The following is a 20,790-nucleotide window of genomic DNA, read 5'->3' on the forward strand; positions in this document are numbered from 1 at the left end:
GGGACAGGACTTCGCCATGCCCGACGACACCCAGGACGTCATTTCCGGTGGTCATCTCGTTGCCAAGGCGCTGAAGGCCGAGGGGGTCGACCGCATCTACACCTTGTGCGGCGGCCACATCATCGACATCTACGACGGCTGCGTCGACGAGGGCATCGAGGTCGTCGACGTCCGTCACGAGCAGGTCGCCGCCCATGCCGCCGACGGTTACGCCCGCATCACCGGCAAGCCCGGTTGCGCGGTCGTCACCGCCGGTCCCGGCACCACCGACGCCGTCACCGGTGTCGCGAACGCCTTCCGCGCCGAGTCCCCGATGCTGCTCATCGGCGGCCAGGGCGCCCTCACCCAGCACAAGATGGGGTCCCTGCAGGACCTGCCGCACGTCGACATGATGACGCCGATCACCAAGTTCGCGGCGGCCGTGCCGGACACGGCGCGTGCGGCGGACATGGTGTCGATGGCGTTCCGCGAGTGCTACCACGGTGCGCCCGGGCCCTCCTTCCTGGAGATCCCACGCGACGTCCTCGACGCCAAGGTGCCCGTGAGCAAGGCGCGCGTGCCCAAGGAGGGCGCCTACCGTGCCTCCACCCGCTCGGCCGGCGACCCCGAGGCGATCGAGAAGCTCGCCGACCTGCTGGTCCACGCCGCGAAACCGGCCATCCTGCTCGGCAGCCAGGTCTGGACGACGCGAGGCACCGAGGCGGCCATCGAACTCGTCCGCACCCTCAACATCCCGGCCTACATGAACGGCGCCGGCCGAGGGACGCTCCCGCCCGGCGACCCGCACCACTTCCAGCTCTCTCGCCGGTACGCCTTCTCCAACGCCGACGTCATCGTGATCGTCGGTACGCCCTTCGACTTCCGCATGGGCTACGGCAAGCGGCTGTCGCCGGACGCGACCGTCGTGCAGATCGACCTCGACTACCGCACCGTCGGCAAGAACCGCGACATCGACCTCGGCATCGTGGGCGACGCCGGGCTCGTGCTGAAGTCGGTGACCGAGGCGGCCTCCGGGCGCGTCAACGGCGGCGCGTCGAAGCGCAAGGAATGGCTCGACGAGCTGCGCGCGGCCGAGCAGTCCGCTCTGGAGAAGCGGCTGCCCAGCCTGAAGTCGGACGCCTCGCCGATCCACCCGTACCGGCTGGTCAGCGAGATCAACGACTTCCTCACCGAGGACTCGATCTACATCGGCGACGGCGGCGACATCGTCACGTTCTCCGGTCAGGTCGTGCAGCCCAAGTCACCCGGGCACTGGATGGACCCGGGTCCGCTGGGCACGCTCGGCGTCGGGGTGCCGTTCGTGCTCGCGGCCAAGCAGGCGCGGCCCGACAAGGAGGTCGTCGCACTCTTCGGCGACGGCGCGTTCTCCCTCACCGGCTGGGACTTCGAGACGCTCGTCCGCTACGACCTCCCCTTCGTCGGCATCGTCGGCAACAACTCCTCCATGAACCAGATCCGCTACGGCCAGGCCCAGAAGTACGGCCTGGAGCGCGAGCGGGTCGGCAACACCCTCGGCGACGTCCACTACGACAGGTTCGCGCAGATGCTGGGCGGCTACGGCGAGGAGGTCCGCGACCCCGCCGACATCGGCCCCGCGCTGCGGCGCGCCCGCGAGTCCGGCAAGCCGTCGCTGATCAACGTCTGGGTCGACCCGGACGCGTACGCCCCCGGAACCATGAACCAGACCATGTACAAGTGAGGAGGCCTTCATGACTGGTACGTCGACCAAGGCTCTCGAAGGCATCCGCGTCCTGGACATGACCCACGTCCAGTCCGGTCCCTCCGCGACCCAGTTGCTCGCCTGGCTCGGCGCTGACGTCGTCAAGCTGGAGGCGCCGACCGGTGACATCACGCGCAAGCAGTTGCGCGACCTCCCGGACGTCGACTCCCTCTACTTCACGATGCTCAACTGCAACAAGCGGAGCATCACCCTCAACACCAAGACCGAGCGTGGCAAGGAGATCCTCACCGAGCTGATCCGGCGTTCCGACGTCATGGTCGAGAACTTCGGGCCGGGCGCGGTCGACCGGATGGGCTTCACCTGGGACCGCATCCAGGAGATCAATCCGCGTATCGTCTATGCCTCCATCAAGGGGTTCGGGGACGGCCCGTACACCAACTTCAAGGCGTACGAGGTCGTCGCTCAGGCCATGGGCGGGTCGATGTCGACCACCGGTTTCGAGGACGGGCCGCCGCTGGCGACCGGAGCCCAGATCGGGGACTCGGGGACGGGTGTGCACGCCGTCGCGGGGATTCTCGCGGCGCTGTTCCAGCGCGAGAACACCGGGCGTGGGCAGCGGGTCAACGTGGCCATGCAGCACGCTGTACTCAACCTGTGCCGGGTGAAGCTGAGGGACCAGCAACGCCTGGCACACGGGCCGCTTGCTGAATATCCGAACGACGACTTCGGCACGGAAGTTCCCCGCTCGGGAAACGCGTCCGGCGGCGGTCAGCCCGGCTGGGCGGTCAAGTGCGCGCCGGGCGGCCCGAACGACTACGTGTACGTCATCGTGCAGCCCGTCGGCTGGCAGCCGCTCAGCGAGCTGATCGGCCGGCCCGAACTCGCCGACGACCCCGAGTGGGCCACGCCGGAGGCCCGGCTGCCCAAGCTCAACAAGATGTTCCAGCTGATCGAGGAGTGGTCCTCGACCCTGCCCAAATGGGAGGTGTTGGAGCGGCTCAACGCGCACAACATCCCGTGCGGGCCGATCCTGTCCACCAAGGAGATCATCGAGGACTCCTCACTGGTCGCCAACGACATGGTCGTCACCGTGCCGCACCCCGAGCGGGGCGAGTTCGTGACCGTCGGCAGCCCGCTGAAGCTCTCCGACTCCCCCGTCGAGGTGTCCAGTTCACCGCTGCTCGGCCAGCACAACGAAGAGGTCTACATCGGCGAGCTCGGCCTCGGTGACGAGGAGCTGCGCCTGCTCAAGTCGAACGGAGTGATCTGACGTGATGGCCGAAGACCGCGTCCTGCGGGTGCGGACGCTCCTCGACTCGGTGCGGGCCGAGGGCCGTACGGCGCTGACCGCGCCCGAGGGCAAGGTGATCGCCGACGCGTACGGCATCGCCGTACCGGGCGAGGAGCTCGCGACCGACGTCGACGAGGCGGTGGCGTACGCGGCGCGCTTCGGCGGACCGGTCGTCATGAAGATCGTCTCGCCGGACATCCTGCACAAGACCGACGCGGGCGGCGTGATTGTGGGTGTCGAAGGGGCGACGGACGTACGGGCCGCGTTCCACAAGATCATCGACAACGCGCGCGCGTACGCCGCGGACGCCCGCATCGAGGGCGTGCAGGTGCAGGAGCTGCTCCCGCAGGGGCAGGAGGTCATCGTCGGCGCGGTCACCGATCCGACGTTCGGGAAGGTCGTGGCCTTCGGGCTCGGCGGGGTGCTCGTCGAGGTCCTCAAGGACGTCACCTTCCGGCTGGCGCCCGTGGACGCCGACGAGGCGCTGTCCATGCTGGACTCGATCCGGTCGGCGGAGATCCTGCGCGGGGTACGCGGCCAGGCGGGCGTCGACCGGTGGGCGGTCGCCGAGCAGATCCGGCGGGTGTCGCAACTGGTCACGGACTTCCCGGAGATCGCCGAGGTGGACCTGAACCCGGTGATCGCCACCGCGGAGGGCGCGGTCGCCGCCGACATCCGGGTGATCCTCTCCGAGGCGACGGCGAAGCCGCGCCGCCGCTACTCGCGCGAGGAGATCCTCACCTCCATGCGCAGGCTGATGCAGCCGGCGTCGGTGGCCGTCATCGGGGCGTCCAACGAGCAGGGCAAGATCGGCAATTCGGTCATGCGCAACCTCATCGACGGTGGTTTCGCCGGGGACATCCACCCGGTGAACCCCAAGGCCGATGACATTCTGGGCCGCAAGGCGTACAAGAGTGTCACGGACGTTCCCGGTGAGGTGGATGTGGCGGTCTTCGCTATCCCCGCCAAGTTCGTGGCCTCGGCCCTGGAGGAGGTGGGACGCAAGAAGATCCCGAACGCCGTCCTGATCCCTTCCGGCTTCGCGGAGACCGGCGAGCACGAACTCCAGGCGGAGATCGTGGAGATCGCCGAGCGGCACGGGGTCCGGCTGCTCGGGCCGAACATCTACGGCTACTACTCGACGTGGCAGGACCTGTGCGCCACGTTCTGCACGCCCTACGACGTCAAGGGCGGGGTGGCGCTGACCTCGCAGTCCGGCGGCATCGGGATGGCCATCCTGGGCTTCGCGCGGACCACGAAGACGGGCGTGTCGGCGATCGTCGGACTCGGCAACAAGTCCGACCTGGACGAGGACGACCTGCTGACCTGGTTCGGTGAGGACCCGCACACCGAGTGCATCGCGATGCACCTGGAGGACCTCAAGGACGGGCGCGCGTTCGTCGAGGCCGCGCGGGCGACCGTGCCGAAGAAGCCGGTCGTCGTCCTCAAGGCGGGCCGTACCGCGGCGGGCGCGAAGGCGGCGGGCTCGCACACGGGGGCACTCGCCGGCGACGACGCCGTGTACGACGACATCCTCAAGCAGGCCGGTGTCATCCGGGCGCCCGGCCTGAACGAGATGCTCGAGTACGCGCGCGCGTTGCCGGTGCTTCCCGCACCCAAGGGCGACAACATCGTGATCATCACCGGGGCCGGCGGCAGCGGTGTGCTGCTCTCGGACGCCGTGACCGACAACGGGCTGTCCCTGATGGAGATCCCGTCCGACCTGGACGAGGCATTCCGGAAGTTCATCCCGCCCTTCGGGGCCGCGGGCAACCCGGTGGACATCACCGGGGGCGAGCCGCCGTCGACGTACGAGGCGACGATCCGGCTCGGTCTGGAGGACCCGCGCATCCACGCGCTGGTCCTGGGCTACTGGCACACGATCGTCACTCCCCCGATGGTCTTCGCGGAGCTCACCGCGCGCGTGGTGGCCGAGTTCCGGGAGCGCGGCGTGGAGAAGCCCGTCGTCGCGTCGCTCGCCGGTGACGTGGAGGTCGAGGAGGCCTGCCAGTACCTGTACGAGCGGGGGGTCGTGGCGTACCCGTACACGACCGAGAAGCCGGTGGCCGTGCTGGGCGCCAAGTACCGGTGGGCGCGGGCGGCGGGGTTGTTGGGGGGCGGTTCATGAGGTGAGGGAGCACGGGTCGGCCGACGGTGCGCGTCGGCCGGCCCCGGGACCCGTGCGCACACGAAAGGCATTGGACAGGGGGCGCTGGCCAGAACTTTCGACGCAAGGGGTGCAACCAACATGACCACAACCGACGTTCCAAGGGTCGCCGCCTTTCGGGAGGTGACCGACAAGAACGGACGCGTCTACCGCGTCGGTGAGTCCGACATCGACATCATGGGACGCAAACGCAAGTGGATGGTCATCCTGCCCTGGATCGGCATGATGGGCATCTCCTCCGCCGAGTACGCGTTCGCGTCCGCCGAGGACACGCTCCACACCGCGCACCACTGGGCCAGTGCGCACATCTTCTGGATGATGACGGTCTGGGTGTTCTTCCAGGCCGCGGTGGCCTTCCCCGCCGGCAAGCTGCGCGAGTCCGGCAAGCTGCCGGCTCGTTTCGCCATGATGCTGGGTGCGGCGGGCACTCTGCTCGGCTATCTCTCGCTGGCCTACGCACCCCATGTCGTCGTCGCCTACATCGGCTTCAGCATGTTCAGCGGCATGGGCGCCGGCATGGTCTACGCCACCTGCGTCAACATGGTCGGCAAGTGGTATCCGGAGCGCAAGGGCGGCAAGACCGGCTTCGTCAACGGCGGTTTCGCCTACGGCTCGGTGCCCTTCGTGTTCCTCTTCACCGGCTACATGGACCTGACGAACTTCCGCTGGGTGCTGGTCTCCGTCGGTCTCCTCCTCGCCCTGATGGTGGGGGCGGCCGGGTTCTTCTTCAAGGACCCGCCGAAGAACTGGTGGCCCGCGGACATCGACCCGCTCAACCCTCCCAAGGACCCGCGCGCCGCGCGCTCGCTGCGGATGAACCCGCCCGCGGTGCGCCAGTACACGCCTCTGGAAGCCTGGAAGACCGGCCGGGTCGCGCTGATGTGGTTCTGTCTGGCGTGCACGTCCGGCGTGAACATCTTCGGTATCGCCTTCCAGGTGGACATCGGCGAGGAGGCCGGATTCGCGGGCGGGATCGTGGCGACGGCCATGTCACTGAAGGCGGTCGTCAACGGCACCGGCCGCGGCGTGATCGGCTGGCTGTCCGACCTCTACGGCCGCAAGCGGTGCCTGCTCGCCGTCTGCGTCATCCTGGGCCTCGCCCAGTACGGCATCCTCTGGTCGGCCGAGAGCAAGCACCTGACGTTCTTCCTGATCTTCTCGGCGATCTCCGGCTTCGGCGGCGGCGCCATCTTCCCGATGTTCGCTGCCCTGACCGCCGACTACTTCGGCGAGAACAACAACGCGTCCAACTACGGCATGGTCTACAGCGCCAAGCTCGTCTCCGGTCTGGGCGCGGGCATGGGTGCCGTGGTCGTCAGCGCATGGGGGCACTCCGGTGCGTTCATCCTGGCCGGCTCCATCTCGCTCTTCGCCGGCTGTGTGGCCCTGTTCCTGAGCCCGCCGGGACGCGACAAGGACAAGCGCGGTATCGCACCCAACCCCCGACCTCTCGGCGAGGACATGGCCTGACATGACGGCAGATCCGTACGCAGCGAACAGCTCGTCCGCACCCTCCGACGCCGCACACCGTCCCTACCGCGAGGTGACCGACTCACGAGGTCGCGTCTACCGGGTCGGCGAGACCGACCGCGACATCCTGGGCCACTCCCGCAAGATCATGGTGTATCTCCCATGGATCGCCATGATGGCCATCAGCGTCTTCGAATACGCGTACGGCTCTGCCGAGGACACCCTGTCCCACGCGCACGGCTGGACGCAGAGCAACACCTTCTGGATCCTCAGCGTCTGGGTGTTCTTCCAGGCCGGCATCGCCTTCCCGGCGGGCTGGCTGCGCGAGAAGGGCATCCTGACGGCCCGCATGGCCATGTATCTGGGCTCGGGCATGTGCCTGCTGGGGTTCCTCGCCCTCTCCCACCTGAACAACGTCCTGCTGGCGATCGTCGGCTTCGGCGTCGTCGGCGGCCTCGGGGCCGGACTGGTCTACGCGACCTGCATCAACATGGTCGGCAAGTGGTTCCCCGAGCGGCGCGGCGCACGGACCGGGTTCGTCAACGGCGGGTTCGCGTACGGATCACTGCCGTTCATCTTCATCTTCAACTACGGGTTCGACACCGCGAACTACCACCGGGTGCTGGACCTGATCGGCTGCTACGTCATGATCGTCGTCCTGGGATGCGCGTTCTTCTTCAAGGACCCGCCGAAGAACTGGTGGCCCGCGGACGTCGATCCGCTGACGCACACGGGCGACCGGAAGAACGCGGCGAGCCTCGCCAAGAACCCTCCGGCGGTGAGGCAGTACACGCCCCGGGAGGCCATCAGGACCGGAATTCTGCCCCTGATGTGGCTGTCCGTCGTACTGACCGCCGGGGTGTCGATCTTCGGTATCTCGTTCCAGGTCGACTACGCCAAGGACGTGGGCTTCGGTCCGCTGGTCGCGGCGTCGTCGATGGGCGTGATGGCGGTGATCAACGGCATCGGCCGCGGTGTCGTGGGCTGGCTGTCGGATCGGTGGGGCCGCAAGTCGACGCTGGTGTTCGTGATCGTCGTGCTGGGTCTCGCCCAGTTCGGCGTGATCTGGGCGGGCGATCTCAGGAGCGAGTGGCTGTTCCTGTTCTTCGCCTTCCTCTCCGGTTTCGGCGGCGGCGCGTTCTACCCACTGTTCGCGGCGCTCACCCCGGACTACTTCGGGGAGAACTACAACGCCACCAACTACGGCCTCGTCTACAGCGGCAAGCTGATCAGCGGCCTGTTCGGCGGCGGCCTGGGTTCCATGGTGGTCGCGGCCTGGGGCTACGACGGCGCCTACGCGCTGGCCGGCGGGGTGTCGCTGGTGGCCGCGGCCATCGCGTTGCTGCTGCGCCAGCCGGGACGCGGCGCGACGGTGCCGCATCCCGTGCACTGACCGGTCGCGCGTGTGAGGAGGCCCTCCCCGCTCGGGGAGGGCCTCCTCATGTCGGTTCGAGGACCGTCAGCACTTCTCCCGCAGCGAGTGCAGATGCGCGCTCGAACGGCGTGCGAAGGTCAAGGACTCGGCCGGGTTGTCGTGCTCCGCCTGCCAGTGGTGGGCGAACCGCTGCCCGCGCAGCCTGGTCACGGCGGAGATGAACCGCTTGTAGTCGATGTCGCCGTCACCGACGTCGACCATGTCGTAGCCGTACTGGTTGGTCGGATCGCTGACGCCGTCCTTCACGTGGAAGAGCGGGTAGCGGTGCGGCTGCTTCAGTACGTAGTCCAGGGGCTCGAAGGGGGCGGCCGATCCGTCGGGCCGCTTCGAGAAGCGGAACTGGCCCGAGTACGCCCAGAAGATGTCCATCTCCAGGTACACGAGGTCCGGGTCGGTCTCCGCGAGCAGCACGTCGTAGAGGCGGACCTTGGGGTTGTCCGTGGCGAAGGAGAACTCCTCGGAGTGGTTGTGCTGGTAGAACTTCATGCCGCGCGCCTTCGCCGCGGCGCCGTAGGTGTTGAACTCCTCGGCGGCACGCTTCCACGCGTCGACGGTGGAGCCGTAGCGGAACGGGCCGGACGCGGTGCCTATGTGCTTCAGGCCGAGGGCCTGGGCGTCGTCGAGGACCTTGGTGAGGTTCTGGGCGAAGGTGTAGGCGTTCGGGTCGTCGGAGTAGTAGCCGACGTGGCTGCCGATCGGGTTCAGGCCGTGGTTCCTCGCCAGCCGCTTGAGCTGAGCGAGGGTGATGGGGCCGGCCGAGCCCTGGGTGTATCCGGCGAACTCGACCTCGTCGTAGCCGTACTTCTCCAACTCGGCGAAGACGGGGGCGAAGCCGAGCGTGGAGACCTTGTCGCGCAGGCTGTAGAGCTGGATGCCGAGGCGACCGGGCGGGAGGACGGGACGGCCGCGGCCGGCGCCGCGGGAGGCCGCGTCGGTGGGGGACGCGGCGCCCGGGGCGGCGGTCACCGGGGCAGCGGCGGCGCCCAGCAGGGCCGCGGCCGTGGTGCCCGCGGCCACGCCGAGCATGCCTCGTCTGGTGAGGCGGTGCGTGAGTTCGGGATCCGTCTGGGAAAAGCGGCTCATGCCTGGAACTCCCTGTGATCGAGGGCCGTTGTCAGTGGTGAGTGCTTCACTTGTGATCAGTCGGAGCTGAGCGGGCTGACCGCTCAGCAGAGACCGGCGAGTTGGAGCAGAAGTGACTTCACATCGGTGGCCGCGACGCGGTCGCCGACAGCGCGGGGGGTGGAGCAAATGAGGAGCGGACCGTCGTCGTCGCTCGCTGGGATGCGGCCATGGCTGCCGCGAATAGGTGAGGGATCCAGGGGCACGACCGCCATGCGGTAGCGCATGCCGAGTTTCTTTCGGGCGAGCGCGGTCGCCGCCTTGACCTTGACGTAGGGGTCGAGGGGATCCATGAAGAGTTCGACCGGGTCGTAGCCGGGTTTGCGATGGATCTCGACGAGTCGCGCGAAGTCGGGCGCGCGGGTGTCGTCCAGCCAGTAGTAGTACGTGAACCAGGCGTCCGGCTCAGCGACGGCGACGAGTTCGCCGGAGCGCGGGTGGTCGAGCTGGTGGGCCTTCTTACCCTCGTCGTCGAGGAGTTGCTCGATGCCGGGCAGTCCGTCCAAGGCGGCCCTGGTCGCGTCGAGGTCTTCCGGTCGGCGTACGTAGACATGGGCGATCTGGTGGTCGGCGACCGCGAAGGCGCGTGACGCCATCGGGTCCAGGTACTCCATGCCGTCCTGGGTGTGCACCTCGAGCAGCCCTGCCCGCCGCAGGGCGCGGTTGATGTCGACGGGGCGGCTCACACGGGTGATGCCGTACTCGGACAGCGCGACGACGGTACGGCCCTCGGATCGGGCGTCGTCCAGCAGCGGGGCCATGGCGGTGTCGAGGTCGGCGGCCGCCTTCAGGGAGCGCGGGTCGTCGGGGCCGAAGCGCTGCAAGTCGTAGTCGAGATGAGGGAGGTAGCACAGAGCCAGGTCGGGGCGCCGGGTGCGGATGACGTGGCGGGTCGCGTCGATGATCCAGCGGCTGGACACCAGGTCGGCGCGGGGGCCCCAGAAGTGGAAGAGGGGGAAGGTGCCGAGTTTCTCGGTGAGTTCGTCGTGCAGGGCGGGCGGCCGGGTGTAGCAGTCGGGTTCCTTGCGGCCGTCGGAGTAGTAGATCGGGCGGGGGGTGACGGTGTAGTCGGTGTCGGCGCCCATGGCGTACCACCAGCAGATGTTGGCGACGGTGTAGCCGGGGTGGGCGCGGCGGGCGGCGTCCCAGAGCTTGTCGCCGGCCACCAGGCCGTTGTGCTGGCGCCACAGGAGTACGTCGCCGAGGTCACGGAAGTACCAGCCGTTGCCGACGATGCCGTGCTCCGACGGGTGGGTGCCGGTGAGGAAGGTGGACTGGGCGGCACAGGTCACGGCGGGCAGGACGGTGCCGAGCGGGGTATGGGAGCCGGACTGGGCGAGTCGCTCGAGGTGGGGCATGTGGTCGAGGAGACGGGGGGTGAGGCCGACGACGTCGAGAACGAGGAGGGGGGTGGGGCGGCGTTTGGCGGTGGTGGCTGGGCGGGGTGCTGGGCGGACTCGGGGTGGGGTGGCCGGGGTTGTCGGGTTGGCCGGCGCCAACGGATCCGTCGAGACCGTCTCTGTCGAGGCCGCCGGGTCCGCCGGGTCCGCCGGGTGCACCGGGGCAAGTGGCTCGGGTGGCTCTGGTGGCTCGAGTGGCTCGGTCATGGCAGCTCCTTCAGGCCGAGGTCGGTCAGCAGATCGCGGGCGAGGGTGAGTTCGGCTGCGATGCCGTCGGCGAGCTGGCTGCGGGCTCGGGGGCGCAGTTCGGGTGGGAGGGCCTGCCAGGTGTAGGTCTCGACCTCGAGGTGGCGGGTGAGCGGGTGCGGGCCGCCGACGAGGCGGGCCAGTGCGGTCCTGAGGACGGGGAGCGTGGAGGTGAGGGGTGCGGCGGGGGCCGCGTGGAGCGGGACGTGGAAGTGGGCCCGCCAGGGAGAGGCGTCGGGCAGGGTGTCGCCCTTGAGGGCCTCGCCGAGGTCGTCGGTGCCGCGCAGGCCGGCGGCGGTGGCGGTGCGGGTCTGGTGCAGGAAGCGGGGTTCGTCGAAGGCGGCGAGGGCTTCGCGGACTTCGGGGAGATGGGGGTGTTCGGCGTGCAGAGCGGCTGAGAGCTGGGATTTGACGACGGGGACGCGGGCTTCGACGAGTGCGTCCAGGGCGGTGTGCGGATCTTCGAAGGAGGTGGCGAGGTGGCAGGTGTCGACGCAGATGCCGATGCGGTCGTCGCCGATCGCGGTGAGTGGGGCGATGGCGTCGGCGGTGGTCTCGACGGTGCAGCCGGGTTCGGGTTCGAGGCCGACGCGGATGTCGCGGCCGGTCAGTTCCTGGAGGGCGTCGAGGCGTTCGGCGAGGGTGAGCAGGGCGGTGCGGGCTGTCTCGGCGCGGTGTTCGTCGTAGGCGGTGCGCCAGGCGAGAGGCAGGGTGGAGATGCTGCCCTGGGTGACGTCGTCGGGGAGGAGTCCGGCGAGGACGCGGGCGAGGGCGGTGGTGTGGTCGAGACGTTCGGGGTCGGACCAGTCCGGTTTGTACACGCGGTACTTGACCTCTTCGGCTCCGAATCCTTCATACGGGAAGCCGTTGAGGGTGACGACCTCGAGGCCTCGCCGGTCGAGTTCGGTGCGCAGTGCGCGAAGAGCGGACGGGTCGCTGACGAGGGCGTGAGCGGCGTCCGTGGCGAGCCACAGGCCGATGCCGAGTCGGTCGCGGCCGAGTCGGCGGCGGACGGGCTCACAGTGGTCGCGGAGTTGGGCGAGGACGCCGTCGACGGTCTCGGCCGGGTGGACGTTGGTGCAGTAAGCGAGGTGGACGGTGGAGCCGTCGGGGTGGCGGAAACGCATGGCTCACGCCCCCGGGGTCGGGGCGCCGGTAGGGTCGTGCCGCTCTCTCGGTTCTCTCGGTGTGCCTGCCGGTCCGTCAGGTCCGACAAGTCCGTCAGACTCCTCAAGGTCCTTCGGGGCGCCGCGGAGGATGGAGTTGCCCTCGTGGGTGGCTTCCGGGGTCGTGATGTCGAGGTCGAGGCGGCCGCTGAGCCCGTAGAAGGCGACCGGGTTGCGCCACAGCACGAGATCGACGTCGTCCGCGTCGAAGCCCTCGGCCAGCATCAGGTCCGCGACCCGGCGGGTCTTCAAGGGGTCGCTCCTGCCCCAGTCGGCGGCGGAGTTCACCAGTACCTGCTCGGTCCCGTACTCGCGGAGGATCGCGACCATCCGTTCCTCGTCCATCTTGGTGTCGGGATAGACGGAGAAGCCGAGCCAGCAGCCGCTGTCCTTGGCCTCCTTGACGGTCGTCTCGTTGAGGTGGTCGACCAGGACATGGTCCGGGGGAAGTGCGGATTCCCGGACGACGTCGAGGGTGCGGCGCAGACCGGCGAGCTTGTCGCGGTGCGGGGTGTGGACGAGCGCGGGCAGTTCGTGGGCGGCGGCCAGCTCGAGCTGGGTGGCGAGGGCGGTGTCCTCGGCGGGGGTCATCGAGTCGTAGCCGATCTCGCCGACGGCGACGACCTGGTCCTTGACGAGATACCGGGGCAGCTCGTCGAGGACGGGGACACAGCGCGGGTCGTTCGCCTCCTTGGGGTTGAGGGCGAGCGTGCAGTGGTGGGCGATGCCGTACTGGGCGGCCCGGAAGGGCTCCCAGCCGAGAAGGGAGTCGAAGTAGTCGAGGAAGGAGGCGACCGAGGTGCGGGGTTGGCCGAGCCAGAAGGAGGGCTCGACGACGGCGCGGATGCCGGCGGCGTGCATGGCCTCGTAGTCGTCGGTGGTCCGGGAGGTCATGTGGATGTGGGGGTCGAAGAGGCGCATCAGGACTCCTTGCCGTTGGTGCCGCGGGTGCCGTGGAGGGCCGGCGGAGTGGCTGTGGGGTCGGTCAGGGTCAGGACGCGGTGCAGGTCTTCGGGGACGGAGCGGCCCGCGGCGGTGCGTTCGGCGGCGTAGTCGCCGAGCATGCGGGCGAGTTCGGTGTCTCGGTGCGCGCGGCGGTCCAGGTCGGCCACGGCATCGACCGGCACACCGGTGAACAGGCACTTCAGTACGGCGTGGCGCCACTGGTGGGGGTCTAGGTGCCGGGCGGCGTAGGGGCCGACGGCGGCGGAGAGGAGGCGGGTGTCGTTGGTGCGCAGGGCGTCCTCGACGAGCGGGAGGGCGTCGGGGCCGGGCACGAGGTGGGGCAGCGCGTGCAGGACAGCGCGGCGTTCGGCGGCGGTGCCCTGGGAGTAGACGCGGGTGACGGCGTCCGTGTCGGCGCGGGCCGCGTGCAGGATGAGGACGCGGGCGGCTTCGGCGTAGTCGGCCCCGCAGCGGCGGCCGGCTTCGGCGATGCGCAGCTCCCAGACGGAGATGGGGCCGTGGGTGCCTGGGTGCGCGGCGGCCTCGTCGAGGGCTCGGCGGAGCCAGGAGCGGGCGGCGCTGCCGAGACGGGCCGTGAGGTGGCGGCGCAGGTCGGCGGGCGGGATGAGGGCGAGGGTCGTGCCCTGCGGGTCGGGTCCAGAGGGCCAGGTGGACTCCCGGTGCCCGGCGGTGCCTGCCTCAGCGCCTGCCCGGCCGGCGGCACCTGACCCGCCGTCGGTATCCGGTCTGCACTCCGTTCGCCGGTCCCAGCTGTCGACGTCGGGTCTGGACCCCGCCCACCGGTCCTGCCCGTCAGGGTCCGGTCTGGACTCCGCCCACCGGTCCTGCCCGTCAGGGTCCGGTCTGGACTCCGCCCACCGGTCCTGGCCGTCGGCGTCCGGCCTGGACCCCGCCCACCGGTCCTGCCCGTCAGGGTCCGGCCTGGACTCCGCCCATCGGTCCTGGCCGTCGGCGTCCCGCCCGCGCCCGGTGGCCTGGCGGAGGCCCGTGCCTGTCGGGGTGTCGGTGCGCGCGTCGGCCTCGGTGTCCGCGCCCGGGGTGGCCGGGGTGGTGCGGGGGTGGGTCATGAGGTGCTCCCTTCACGGGTGGCGGAGGGATCGCTGGAGTGTGGGACGAGTCCGGGTGATCGGGTGGCCGTGGCCTCGGCGCGGCGGAGAAACAGGAGGGAGAGTTCGGCGAAGTGAGGGCTGGGGTGGGAGTGGCGGGGCAGTTCGACGACGGTCAGGCCCTGGTAGCCGGTGGCGGAGAGGGGGGCGAGGTCGGGGGCGTACGGGTCGAGGTGCAGATGGTCGGGCGTCAGGCCGACGCCGGCGTAGCCGAGGTCGGCGAGCAGGGCCAGGGCGTCGTCGAGGCGGAGGTCGGCGAGGCCGTTGGTGCCGTAGCCGAAGCGGAGGGAGGTGAGGGAGGCGGCCGGTTCTCCGGGGGCCTGCGCCGGGCGGGGCAGGGGGTTCATGTGACGCTCACCTGCTTCGCGTACGTCCAACCGGTCGGGGCGAGTTCCGATACGGCCACGGCGGTGAGCCTTGATCCGGACCGAGCCTTGTCGACGGCTCGCGGGGCCAGGGTCGGTGAGGCGTTGAACGCGGCGCGCATGCACGGGCGACCGACGACAGCCGCGGGGTCGCTCGGGGCGTCGCAAGGGACGGTGAACCGGTCGGGGAGCCACGGCGGTTCGGCCCGGGCAAGTGCGGCGCGAGGGCTTCGGCTACCGTTCACGACGCTCCCCTGCGGGAAGCTCGCGCTGGAGGGCGCCCGGTACGGGTACCTCGTGGGCGGAGTCGCCGGTGCCCGCGGGGCGGAGCCGTTCCGCCAGGCCCGTCAGCGCCGCGTACTGCTCCCCCAGGCTCGCCGGTCCGTCGCCCACCGGGTCCTTGAAGTAGAAGCCGAGTTCGGTGAGCGGGCCGGTCAGGCCGGTCTCGTGGGCGCGTGCCGTGAGGCGGGCCAGGTCCAGGACCAGGGGTGCGGCGAGGGCCGAGTCGCAGCCCTGCCAGATGGTCTGGAGGATCATGCGGGTACCGAGGAAGCCGTCGAAGGCGATGTGGTCCCAGGCGGTCTTCCAGTCGCCGAGGGCCGGGACGTCGTCGATGTGGACGTCGCCCTCGGGGACGGTGCCGAGGGTGTCGGCGAGGACGCGTTCCTTGCCGGCGTTCTTCGCGGCCGCCGCGGCCGGGTCGGCGAGGGCGGCGCCGTCGCCGCCGCCCAGCAGGTTGGTTCCGGACCAGGCCCGGACCGTCAGCGCCCGTTGCGCGAACATCGGGCCCAGCACGGCTCGCAGCAGGGTCTGGCCGGTCTTGCCGTCCCGGCCGGCGTAGGGCAGGCCGCTGCGCTCGGCCTCGCCGGCGGCGACGGGGTGGTGCAGGCCCTCGGACGGGGTGAAGTTGACGTAGGGGCAGCCCGCGCGCAGGGCCGCCAGCGCGTACAGGGTGCTGGCGGGCAGCGGGGCGTCGGGCGTCTGGGGCGCCGGTTCGGTGGAGGCCACGTTCACGACCACGGCGCGCACCAGCTCGTGGCGGCGTACGAAGTCGCGTATGTCGTCGGCGAAGGCCGTGATCAGCTCGGACTCGCTTCTGGTGTCCCCCGGTGTGGGACCGCCGGGCCTGATCTCGCGGTCGGCGGCGGCGAGTTCGGCGGAGACGGCGGTGGCGGTACCGGGTGGGAGGACGCCGCCGGCGGTGAGGGTCTCGGCGCGTTTGGGCAGGGGGCAGTCGAGGGTGTCGTGGCCGCCGAAGACGAGGTCGGTCAGGGCGGGCAGGCCGCTGTCGGTGAAGGCCGGGGTCTCGGTCACCATGCCGGTGGGCGGGTGCAGCCCCGCGGTGATGGCGGCGCACCCCGTGACGACGGTGGTGGCGACGGAGCCTCGGGCTCCGATCAGCCACACTCCCACACGTGGTCGGGAGAGGGACGCGGACATGGTCAGCCTCCTTGTCGTGCGCGAACCCCGGAGGGTGGGACGAAGACGGCGGGCGGGGGTCCGGCGTCCCCCGCCCGCCGCCGCTCAGCCGCCCGTGCTGGGCAGTTCCTTCAACTGGATGTTGCGGAAGGAGACCTGGTCGTCGGCGCCGTGGTTCTGCAGGCCGATGTAGCCGTCGGTCAGGCTCCGCTCGGGGTCCGTGTTGGTGAAGTCGTTGATCTTGACTCCGTTGAGGAACACCTGGAGGCGTTCGCCCTGGACCTTGATCTCGTAGGAGTTCCACTGGCCGGGCGGACGCAGGACCTGGTCACGGACCTTGATGTTCGCCGACTTGAACGAGTAGACGGATCCCGTGGTGCGCTCGGGCGCGTCCGTGGCGTCGATCTGGATCTCGTAGCCCTTGTTCACCGCGGACCAGGGGTCGTCGGAGGCCGGGAAGCCCACGAAGATCCCGGAGTTGTCGTCGCCCTGCATCTTCCAGTCGAGCTTGAGGGAGTACGACTTCAGCGCCTTGGCCTGGTACCAGAGCAGGCCCATGCCGCCCTCGGTCTGAAGGGTGCCGTCCTTGACGTCGAACTTGCCGGGGCCGGCCTGCTTCCAGCCGTCCAGGGTCTGGCCGTTGAAGATCTTCCGGTAGCCCTTGCTCGGCTTGCAGTCCGCCTTGACCTGGCCGGTGGCGTACTGCAGGCCGCCGAGCAGATGGGCCCGGAAGGCCTCGTCGGCGTAGGACTCCTTGGTGTGGCCGCCGCCGGTGTAGAAGGACCGGCCGCCGCCGTAGTTCTGGCACCAGGCGATCGGGTGGTCGCCCTTCATGTTCCCGCCCTGGTAGGTGGTCTCGTCCAGGGTGGCGAGGACCTTGGCCTGCTCACGCGGGTTGGTGCGGTAGTTGTACCACTCGTCGGTGCGCTCCCAGGCGTCGCCGAGGTGCGCGGTGGACGGGTGGTCGTGGTCCTCGACGCGGACGGTGGCCTTCTGGATGGCCGGGTGCGAGTCGAAGTAGGCGCCGACGAGACCGCCGTAGAACGCCCAGTCGTACTCGGTGTCGGCGGCCGCGTGGATGCCCATGTAGCCGCCGCCACCCGCCACGTAGTTCTCGAACACCTGCTGTTGCTCGGCGTTGAGGACGTCACCCGTGGTGGAAAGGAAGGCGACCGCGTCGTACTTGGCGAGGTTGGTCGTGGTGAACTGCTTGGCCTCCTCGGTCGCGTCGACCGTGATGCCGGCCGGGCCGCCGAGCTCCTTCAGGGCCGCGATGCCGGCCGGGATGGAGTCGTGGCGGAAGCCGGCGGTCTTGGAGAAGACCAGGACCTTCTTGCCGCCCTTGAACGGCTGGGTGGAGAACTCGAAGTCGTCCACGTCGTACAGCGCGCCCTCGCCGCCCTTGAAGACCAGGTAGATGTCCGTGGTCTTCCTGGGCAGCGCCCTGAGGGGGACGTCGACGTTCTGGAACGTCTCCCAGCTGCCGGTGGGCGGGATGTACGCCGAGCCGTGCAGCGGTCCGTCCGGCGAGCCGGTGCGCAGTTCGATGAAGCCGCCCGCGCCGCCGGAGGAGGCCCTGACGGTCATCTTCTTCTGCCCGGCGAACCGGTAGGGGGTGAAGGAGATCCAGTCGCCGTCGTGGACGTTGCCGACGGTCTTGCCGCCGTTGGCGCCGGTCTTGTCGATGACCGACACGCCGGACTGGGTGGTGAAGTGCTCGGCCTGGCGGTGCAGCGGCTGGAGCACGGTGCGTGCGGTGCCGGTGAGTGCCTCCTGGCCGTTCGCCCCGCCGTCGGTGTAGCCGGCGCCGACCACGCCGTAGATGTTGGCGTTGGGGTCGTGTCCGCCGTCACCGGCGGGTGGCGTCAGGGTGCCCTCGCAGCCCATCTCGCTGGTCAGCTCGTGGGCGTGGGAGTCGTGGCCGAGGCTGTAGGTGACCTTGACCTTGGAGCAGTCGACCGTCTCCTCCGGGTCGGTGACGGTCACCTTGAACGGGACAGGCTTGCCGAACTCGGCCAGGGCGCCGTTGCCCGGGATGTCGATCCGCACCTTGGGTTCGGTGTTGCCGACGACGATCCGGACGCTGGCGTTGCCGGTGTTGCCCTCGGGATCCCTGGCGGTGAAGGTGGCGCTGTAGGTGCCGATCTTCTTGTACTTGTGGGTGGGGTTGAGGCCCTCGCCCTTGGTGCCGTCGCCGAAGTCCCAGCTGTAGGTGAGGTCGGTGGAGTCGGCGTCCTTGGCGGAGGCGGTGAACTTGACCTTCAGGCCGGCCGCGCCGGACGTCTTGTCGGCGCTCACCTCGGCGATCGGGGAGAAGCCGTCCTCGGCGTTCTCGATCCGGTACAGCGCGGAGTGCTCGTCGCCCTGGAACCAGGAGATGCCGTAGTCGAGGACGTAGAGCGCGCCGTCGGGGCCGAACTCCATGTCCATGATCTGGGTGCCGGTCCACGGGAAGTCGTTGATCTTCGCGACGGAGCCGTCGTCGTTCTGCTCGATCCGCTTGATCCAGCGGCGGCCGAACTCACCGGCGAAGAAGTCGCCGTCGTAGGCCTCGGGGAACTTCACCTTGGAGTCGAGGTCGGGGTCGTAGCGGTAGACCGGGCCGGCCATCGGGGACTCGGAGCCGGTGCCGAACTCGGGCACGGAGCCGCCGTCGTACGGGATCCAGGCGGCCTGCGCGGGCGGCAGGTCGGTGAGGCCCGTGTTGTAGGGCGAGGTGTTCTTCGGGGCGGCGCAGTCGAACTTCTCGCCGGAGGTACCGGTGGCGAAGTCGTAGTCGACGTAGGCGTCGTTGTTGCCGGTACAGAAGGGCCAGCCGAAGTTGGAGGCCTTGGTGACCTTGGCGAACTCGACCTGGCCTCCCGGGCCGCGCGTCGGCGAAGCGGCACCCGCGTCGGGGCCGTAGTCACCGACGTACACGATGCCGGTCTTGTCGTCGACGCTCATCCGGAACGGGTTGCGGAAGCCCATCGCGTAGATCTCGGGCCGGGTCTTCTCGGTGCCCGGGGCGAAGAGGTTGCCCTCCGGGACGGTGTACGAGCCGTCCTCGGCGACCTTGATACGGAGGATCTTGCCGCGCAGGTCGTTGGTGTTGGCGGCGCTGCGGCGGGCGTCGAAGGCCGGGTTGCGGTTCGGCCGGTCGTCGATCGGCGTGTAGCCGTCGGAGGCGAAGGGGTTGGTGTCGTCGCCCGTCGACAGGTAGAGGTTGCCGTCCGCGTCGAAGTCGATGTCGCCGCCGACATGGCAGCAGGTGCCGCGGGAGGCCGCGACGTCGATGACCTTCTTCTCGCTGGCCTTGTTGAGCGTGCCGTTGGCGTTCAGGGTGAAGCGCGAGAGGCGGTTGACGCCGTCGAACTTCTTGAACTCCTCGGCGGTGCCGGTCTCGGGGGCGTCGCCCGTGGGGGTGTCCAGGGGCGGGGCGTAGTAGAGGTAGATCGCCCGGTTGTTCTTGAAGTCCGGGTCGATGCCGACGCCCTGGAGGCCCTCCTCGTCGTGGTTGTAGACGTCGAGTTTGCCGGCGACCTTGGTGACGCCGCCCTGGTCGGTCAGGCGCAGTGTGCCGTCGCGCGAGGTGTGCAGGACGCTGCGGTCCGGGAGTACGGCGAGCGACATCGGCTCGCCCATCTCGGGTTCGCCCTTGGCGAGCGGTACCTGCTGGAACTGGCCCTCGGCGGCTGCCGGTTCGTCGTGTTCCGGGTGTCCGGGGTGGGCGCCGGCGACGGTGGCCGGGGTGCCCACGGCCAGGAGCAGGCCGGAGAACAGGGCGACGGCGGTGCGAAGCCTGGGGCGCCTGGGGGTGCGGGTGCTTCTGGGTCTGGTTCTCTGCACGAAGTCCCTCCGGGAACGGGGTGTGCCGTACGGGGTGGGTGCGTGGACGTGCGGTGCGGGCGCCGGGGTGCGCCGTCACCCCGGAGGTGTTTGCGTCCTGAACACTTACGCCGGGTGCGTGGTTCAGCTGTTGAACGCGGCGTCGAAGGACGCGCTGGGCGGCTCGAAGTCGTACGCCTTGAGACGGGTCAGCGCCTCCGGGGCGCCCTGCAGCCGGTCCATGCCGGCGTCCTCCCACTCCACGGAGATCGGGCCCTTGTAGTCGATGGAGCGCAGCATCCGGAAGACGTCCTCCCAGGGGACGTCGCCGTGCCCGGCCGACACGAAGTCCCAGCCCCGGCGGGGGTCGCCCCACGGCAGATGGGAGCCGAGGCGGCCGTTGCGGCCGTCGAGGCGCTTGCGGGCCTCCTTGCAGTCGACGTGGTAGATGCGGTCGCGGAAGTCCCAGAGGAAGCCGACCGGATCGAGGTCCTGCCACACGAAGTGGGAGGGGTCGAAGTTGAGGCCGAAGGCGGGTCGGCCGCCGACCGCCTCCAGGGCCCGCCAGGTCGTCCAGTAGTCGTAGGCGATCTCACTGGGGTGTACCTCGTGCGCGAACCGCACGCCCTCCTCGTCGAAGACGTCCAGGATGGGGTTCCAGCGGTTGGCGAAGTCCTCGTAGCCGCGCTCGATCATCGACTCGGGCGCGGGCGGGAACATCGCGACGAGATGCCAGATCGCGGAGCCGGTGAAGCCGATCACCGTGTCGACGCCCAAGGCGGCCGCGGCCCGCGCCGTGTCCTTCATCCGGGCAGCGGCCCGCTGCCGGACCCCCTCCGGGTCGCCCTCGGCCCACACCTCGCCCGGCAGGATGGCCCGGTGGCGCTCGTCGATGATGGCGTCGCAGACCGCCTGGCCGACCAGGTGGTTGGAGATCGCCCAGCACTTGAGGCCGTACTTGTCGAGCAGGGCCTTCCTGGAGTCGATGTACGACGGGTCCGCGAGGGCCTTGTCGACCTCGAAGTGGTCGCCCCAGCAGGCGAGTTCGAGACCGTCGTAGCCGAAGTCGCGGGCGAGCCGGCAGACCTCCTCCAGCGGCAGGTCGGCCCACTGGCCGGTGAACAGCGTGAACGTACGCGGCATTGCGCG

At 69.8% G+C, this 20,790-nt stretch carries 13 protein-coding genes and 1 pseudogene; 5 read left to right on the plus strand and 9 right to left on the minus strand.

Annotation, left to right across the window (positions count from 1 at the left end):
* Positions 1-16 precede the first annotated feature (16 nt).
* The 5 genes from ACFZBP_RS01705 to ACFZBP_RS01725 all read left to right on the plus strand — a co-directional run bounded on the left by ACFZBP_RS01705 (position 17) and on the right by ACFZBP_RS01725 (position 8,002).
* Positions 17-1,699, plus strand: a complete 1,683-nt coding sequence (locus ACFZBP_RS01705) for a thiamine pyrophosphate-binding protein (RefSeq protein WP_391409303.1) — start codon at positions 17-19, stop codon at positions 1,697-1,699.
* 10 nt (positions 1,700-1,709) lie between these two features.
* Positions 1,710-2,951, plus strand: coding sequence for a formyl-CoA transferase (gene frc / locus ACFZBP_RS01710; RefSeq protein ID WP_062716422.1), 1,242 nt, complete (start codon positions 1,710-1,712; stop codon positions 2,949-2,951).
* Between the two features lie 4 nt (positions 2,952-2,955).
* Positions 2,956-5,100 (plus strand): acetate--CoA ligase family protein, encoded by a 2,145-nt coding sequence (locus ACFZBP_RS01715; RefSeq protein WP_383453419.1) that lies wholly within the window; start codon positions 2,956-2,958, stop codon positions 5,098-5,100.
* Positions 5,101-5,220: 120 nt separating this feature from the next.
* Complete coding sequence (locus ACFZBP_RS01720) at positions 5,221-6,609, plus strand: OFA family MFS transporter (protein ID WP_383453136.1); 1,389 nt, start codon at positions 5,221-5,223, stop codon at positions 6,607-6,609.
* A gap of 1 nt (position 6,610) precedes the next feature.
* The gene (locus ACFZBP_RS01725; RefSeq protein WP_391409304.1) at positions 6,611-8,002 is read left to right on the plus strand and encodes an MFS transporter; all 1,392 of its coding nucleotides are present in this window, start codon (positions 6,611-6,613) and stop codon (positions 8,000-8,002) included.
* 66 nt (positions 8,003-8,068) lie between these two features.
* Here ACFZBP_RS01725 and ACFZBP_RS01730 read toward each other — a convergent pair whose 3' ends face one another.
* The 9 genes and pseudogenes from ACFZBP_RS01730 to ACFZBP_RS01770 all read right to left on the minus strand — a co-directional run bounded on the left by ACFZBP_RS01730 (position 8,069) and on the right by ACFZBP_RS01770 (position 20,784).
* Positions 8,069-9,127 (minus strand): TIM barrel protein, encoded by a 1,059-nt coding sequence (locus ACFZBP_RS01730; RefSeq protein WP_391409305.1) that lies wholly within the window; start codon positions 9,125-9,127, stop codon positions 8,069-8,071.
* 83 nt (positions 9,128-9,210) lie between these two features.
* Positions 9,211-10,773, minus strand: a complete 1,563-nt coding sequence (locus ACFZBP_RS01735) for an alkaline phosphatase family protein (protein ID WP_391409307.1) — start codon at positions 10,771-10,773, stop codon at positions 9,211-9,213.
* Positions 10,770-11,939, minus strand: coding sequence for a metabolite traffic protein EboE (gene eboE / locus ACFZBP_RS01740; RefSeq protein ID WP_391409308.1), 1,170 nt, complete (start codon positions 11,937-11,939; stop codon positions 10,770-10,772). Before eboE ends, ACFZBP_RS01735 begins: the two co-directional genes overlap by 4 nt.
* Positions 11,940-11,942: 3 nt before the next feature.
* The gene (locus ACFZBP_RS01745) at positions 11,943-12,899 is read right to left on the minus strand and encodes a TatD family hydrolase (RefSeq protein WP_391409309.1); all 957 of its coding nucleotides are present in this window, start codon (positions 12,897-12,899) and stop codon (positions 11,943-11,945) included.
* Positions 12,899-13,549 carry an EboA domain-containing protein gene (locus ACFZBP_RS01750; RefSeq protein WP_391410321.1) on the minus strand — a complete coding sequence of 217 codons (651 nt, stop codon included), beginning with the start codon at positions 13,547-13,549 and terminating at the stop codon, positions 12,899-12,901. The genes ACFZBP_RS01745 and ACFZBP_RS01750 overlap by 1 nt, the downstream gene beginning before the upstream one ends.
* Before the next feature lie 647 nt (positions 13,550-14,196).
* A pseudogene (locus ACFZBP_RS01755) lies at positions 14,197-14,397 on the minus strand (sugar phosphate isomerase/epimerase); the annotation flags it as partial.
* A 252-nt stretch (positions 14,398-14,649) separates the two neighbouring features.
* Positions 14,650-15,855, minus strand: coding sequence for an inositol-3-phosphate synthase (locus ACFZBP_RS01760; protein WP_391409310.1), 1,206 nt, complete (start codon positions 15,853-15,855; stop codon positions 14,650-14,652).
* A gap of 84 nt (positions 15,856-15,939) precedes the next feature.
* Complete coding sequence (locus tag ACFZBP_RS01765) at positions 15,940-19,662, minus strand: ThuA domain-containing protein (RefSeq protein WP_391409311.1); 3,723 nt, start codon at positions 19,660-19,662, stop codon at positions 15,940-15,942.
* Positions 19,663-19,785: 123 nt separating this feature from the next.
* On the minus strand, positions 19,786-20,784 hold the full coding sequence (locus tag ACFZBP_RS01770; protein ID WP_383453118.1) for a sugar phosphate isomerase/epimerase family protein: 999 nt from the start codon (positions 20,782-20,784) through the stop codon (positions 19,786-19,788).
* Positions 20,785-20,790: the final 6 nt, after the last annotated feature.

The sequence above is a fragment of the Streptomyces sp. NPDC008086 genome, assembly GCF_042957325.1.
Classification (GTDB): Bacteria; Actinomycetota; Actinomycetes; order Streptomycetales; family Streptomycetaceae; genus Streptomyces.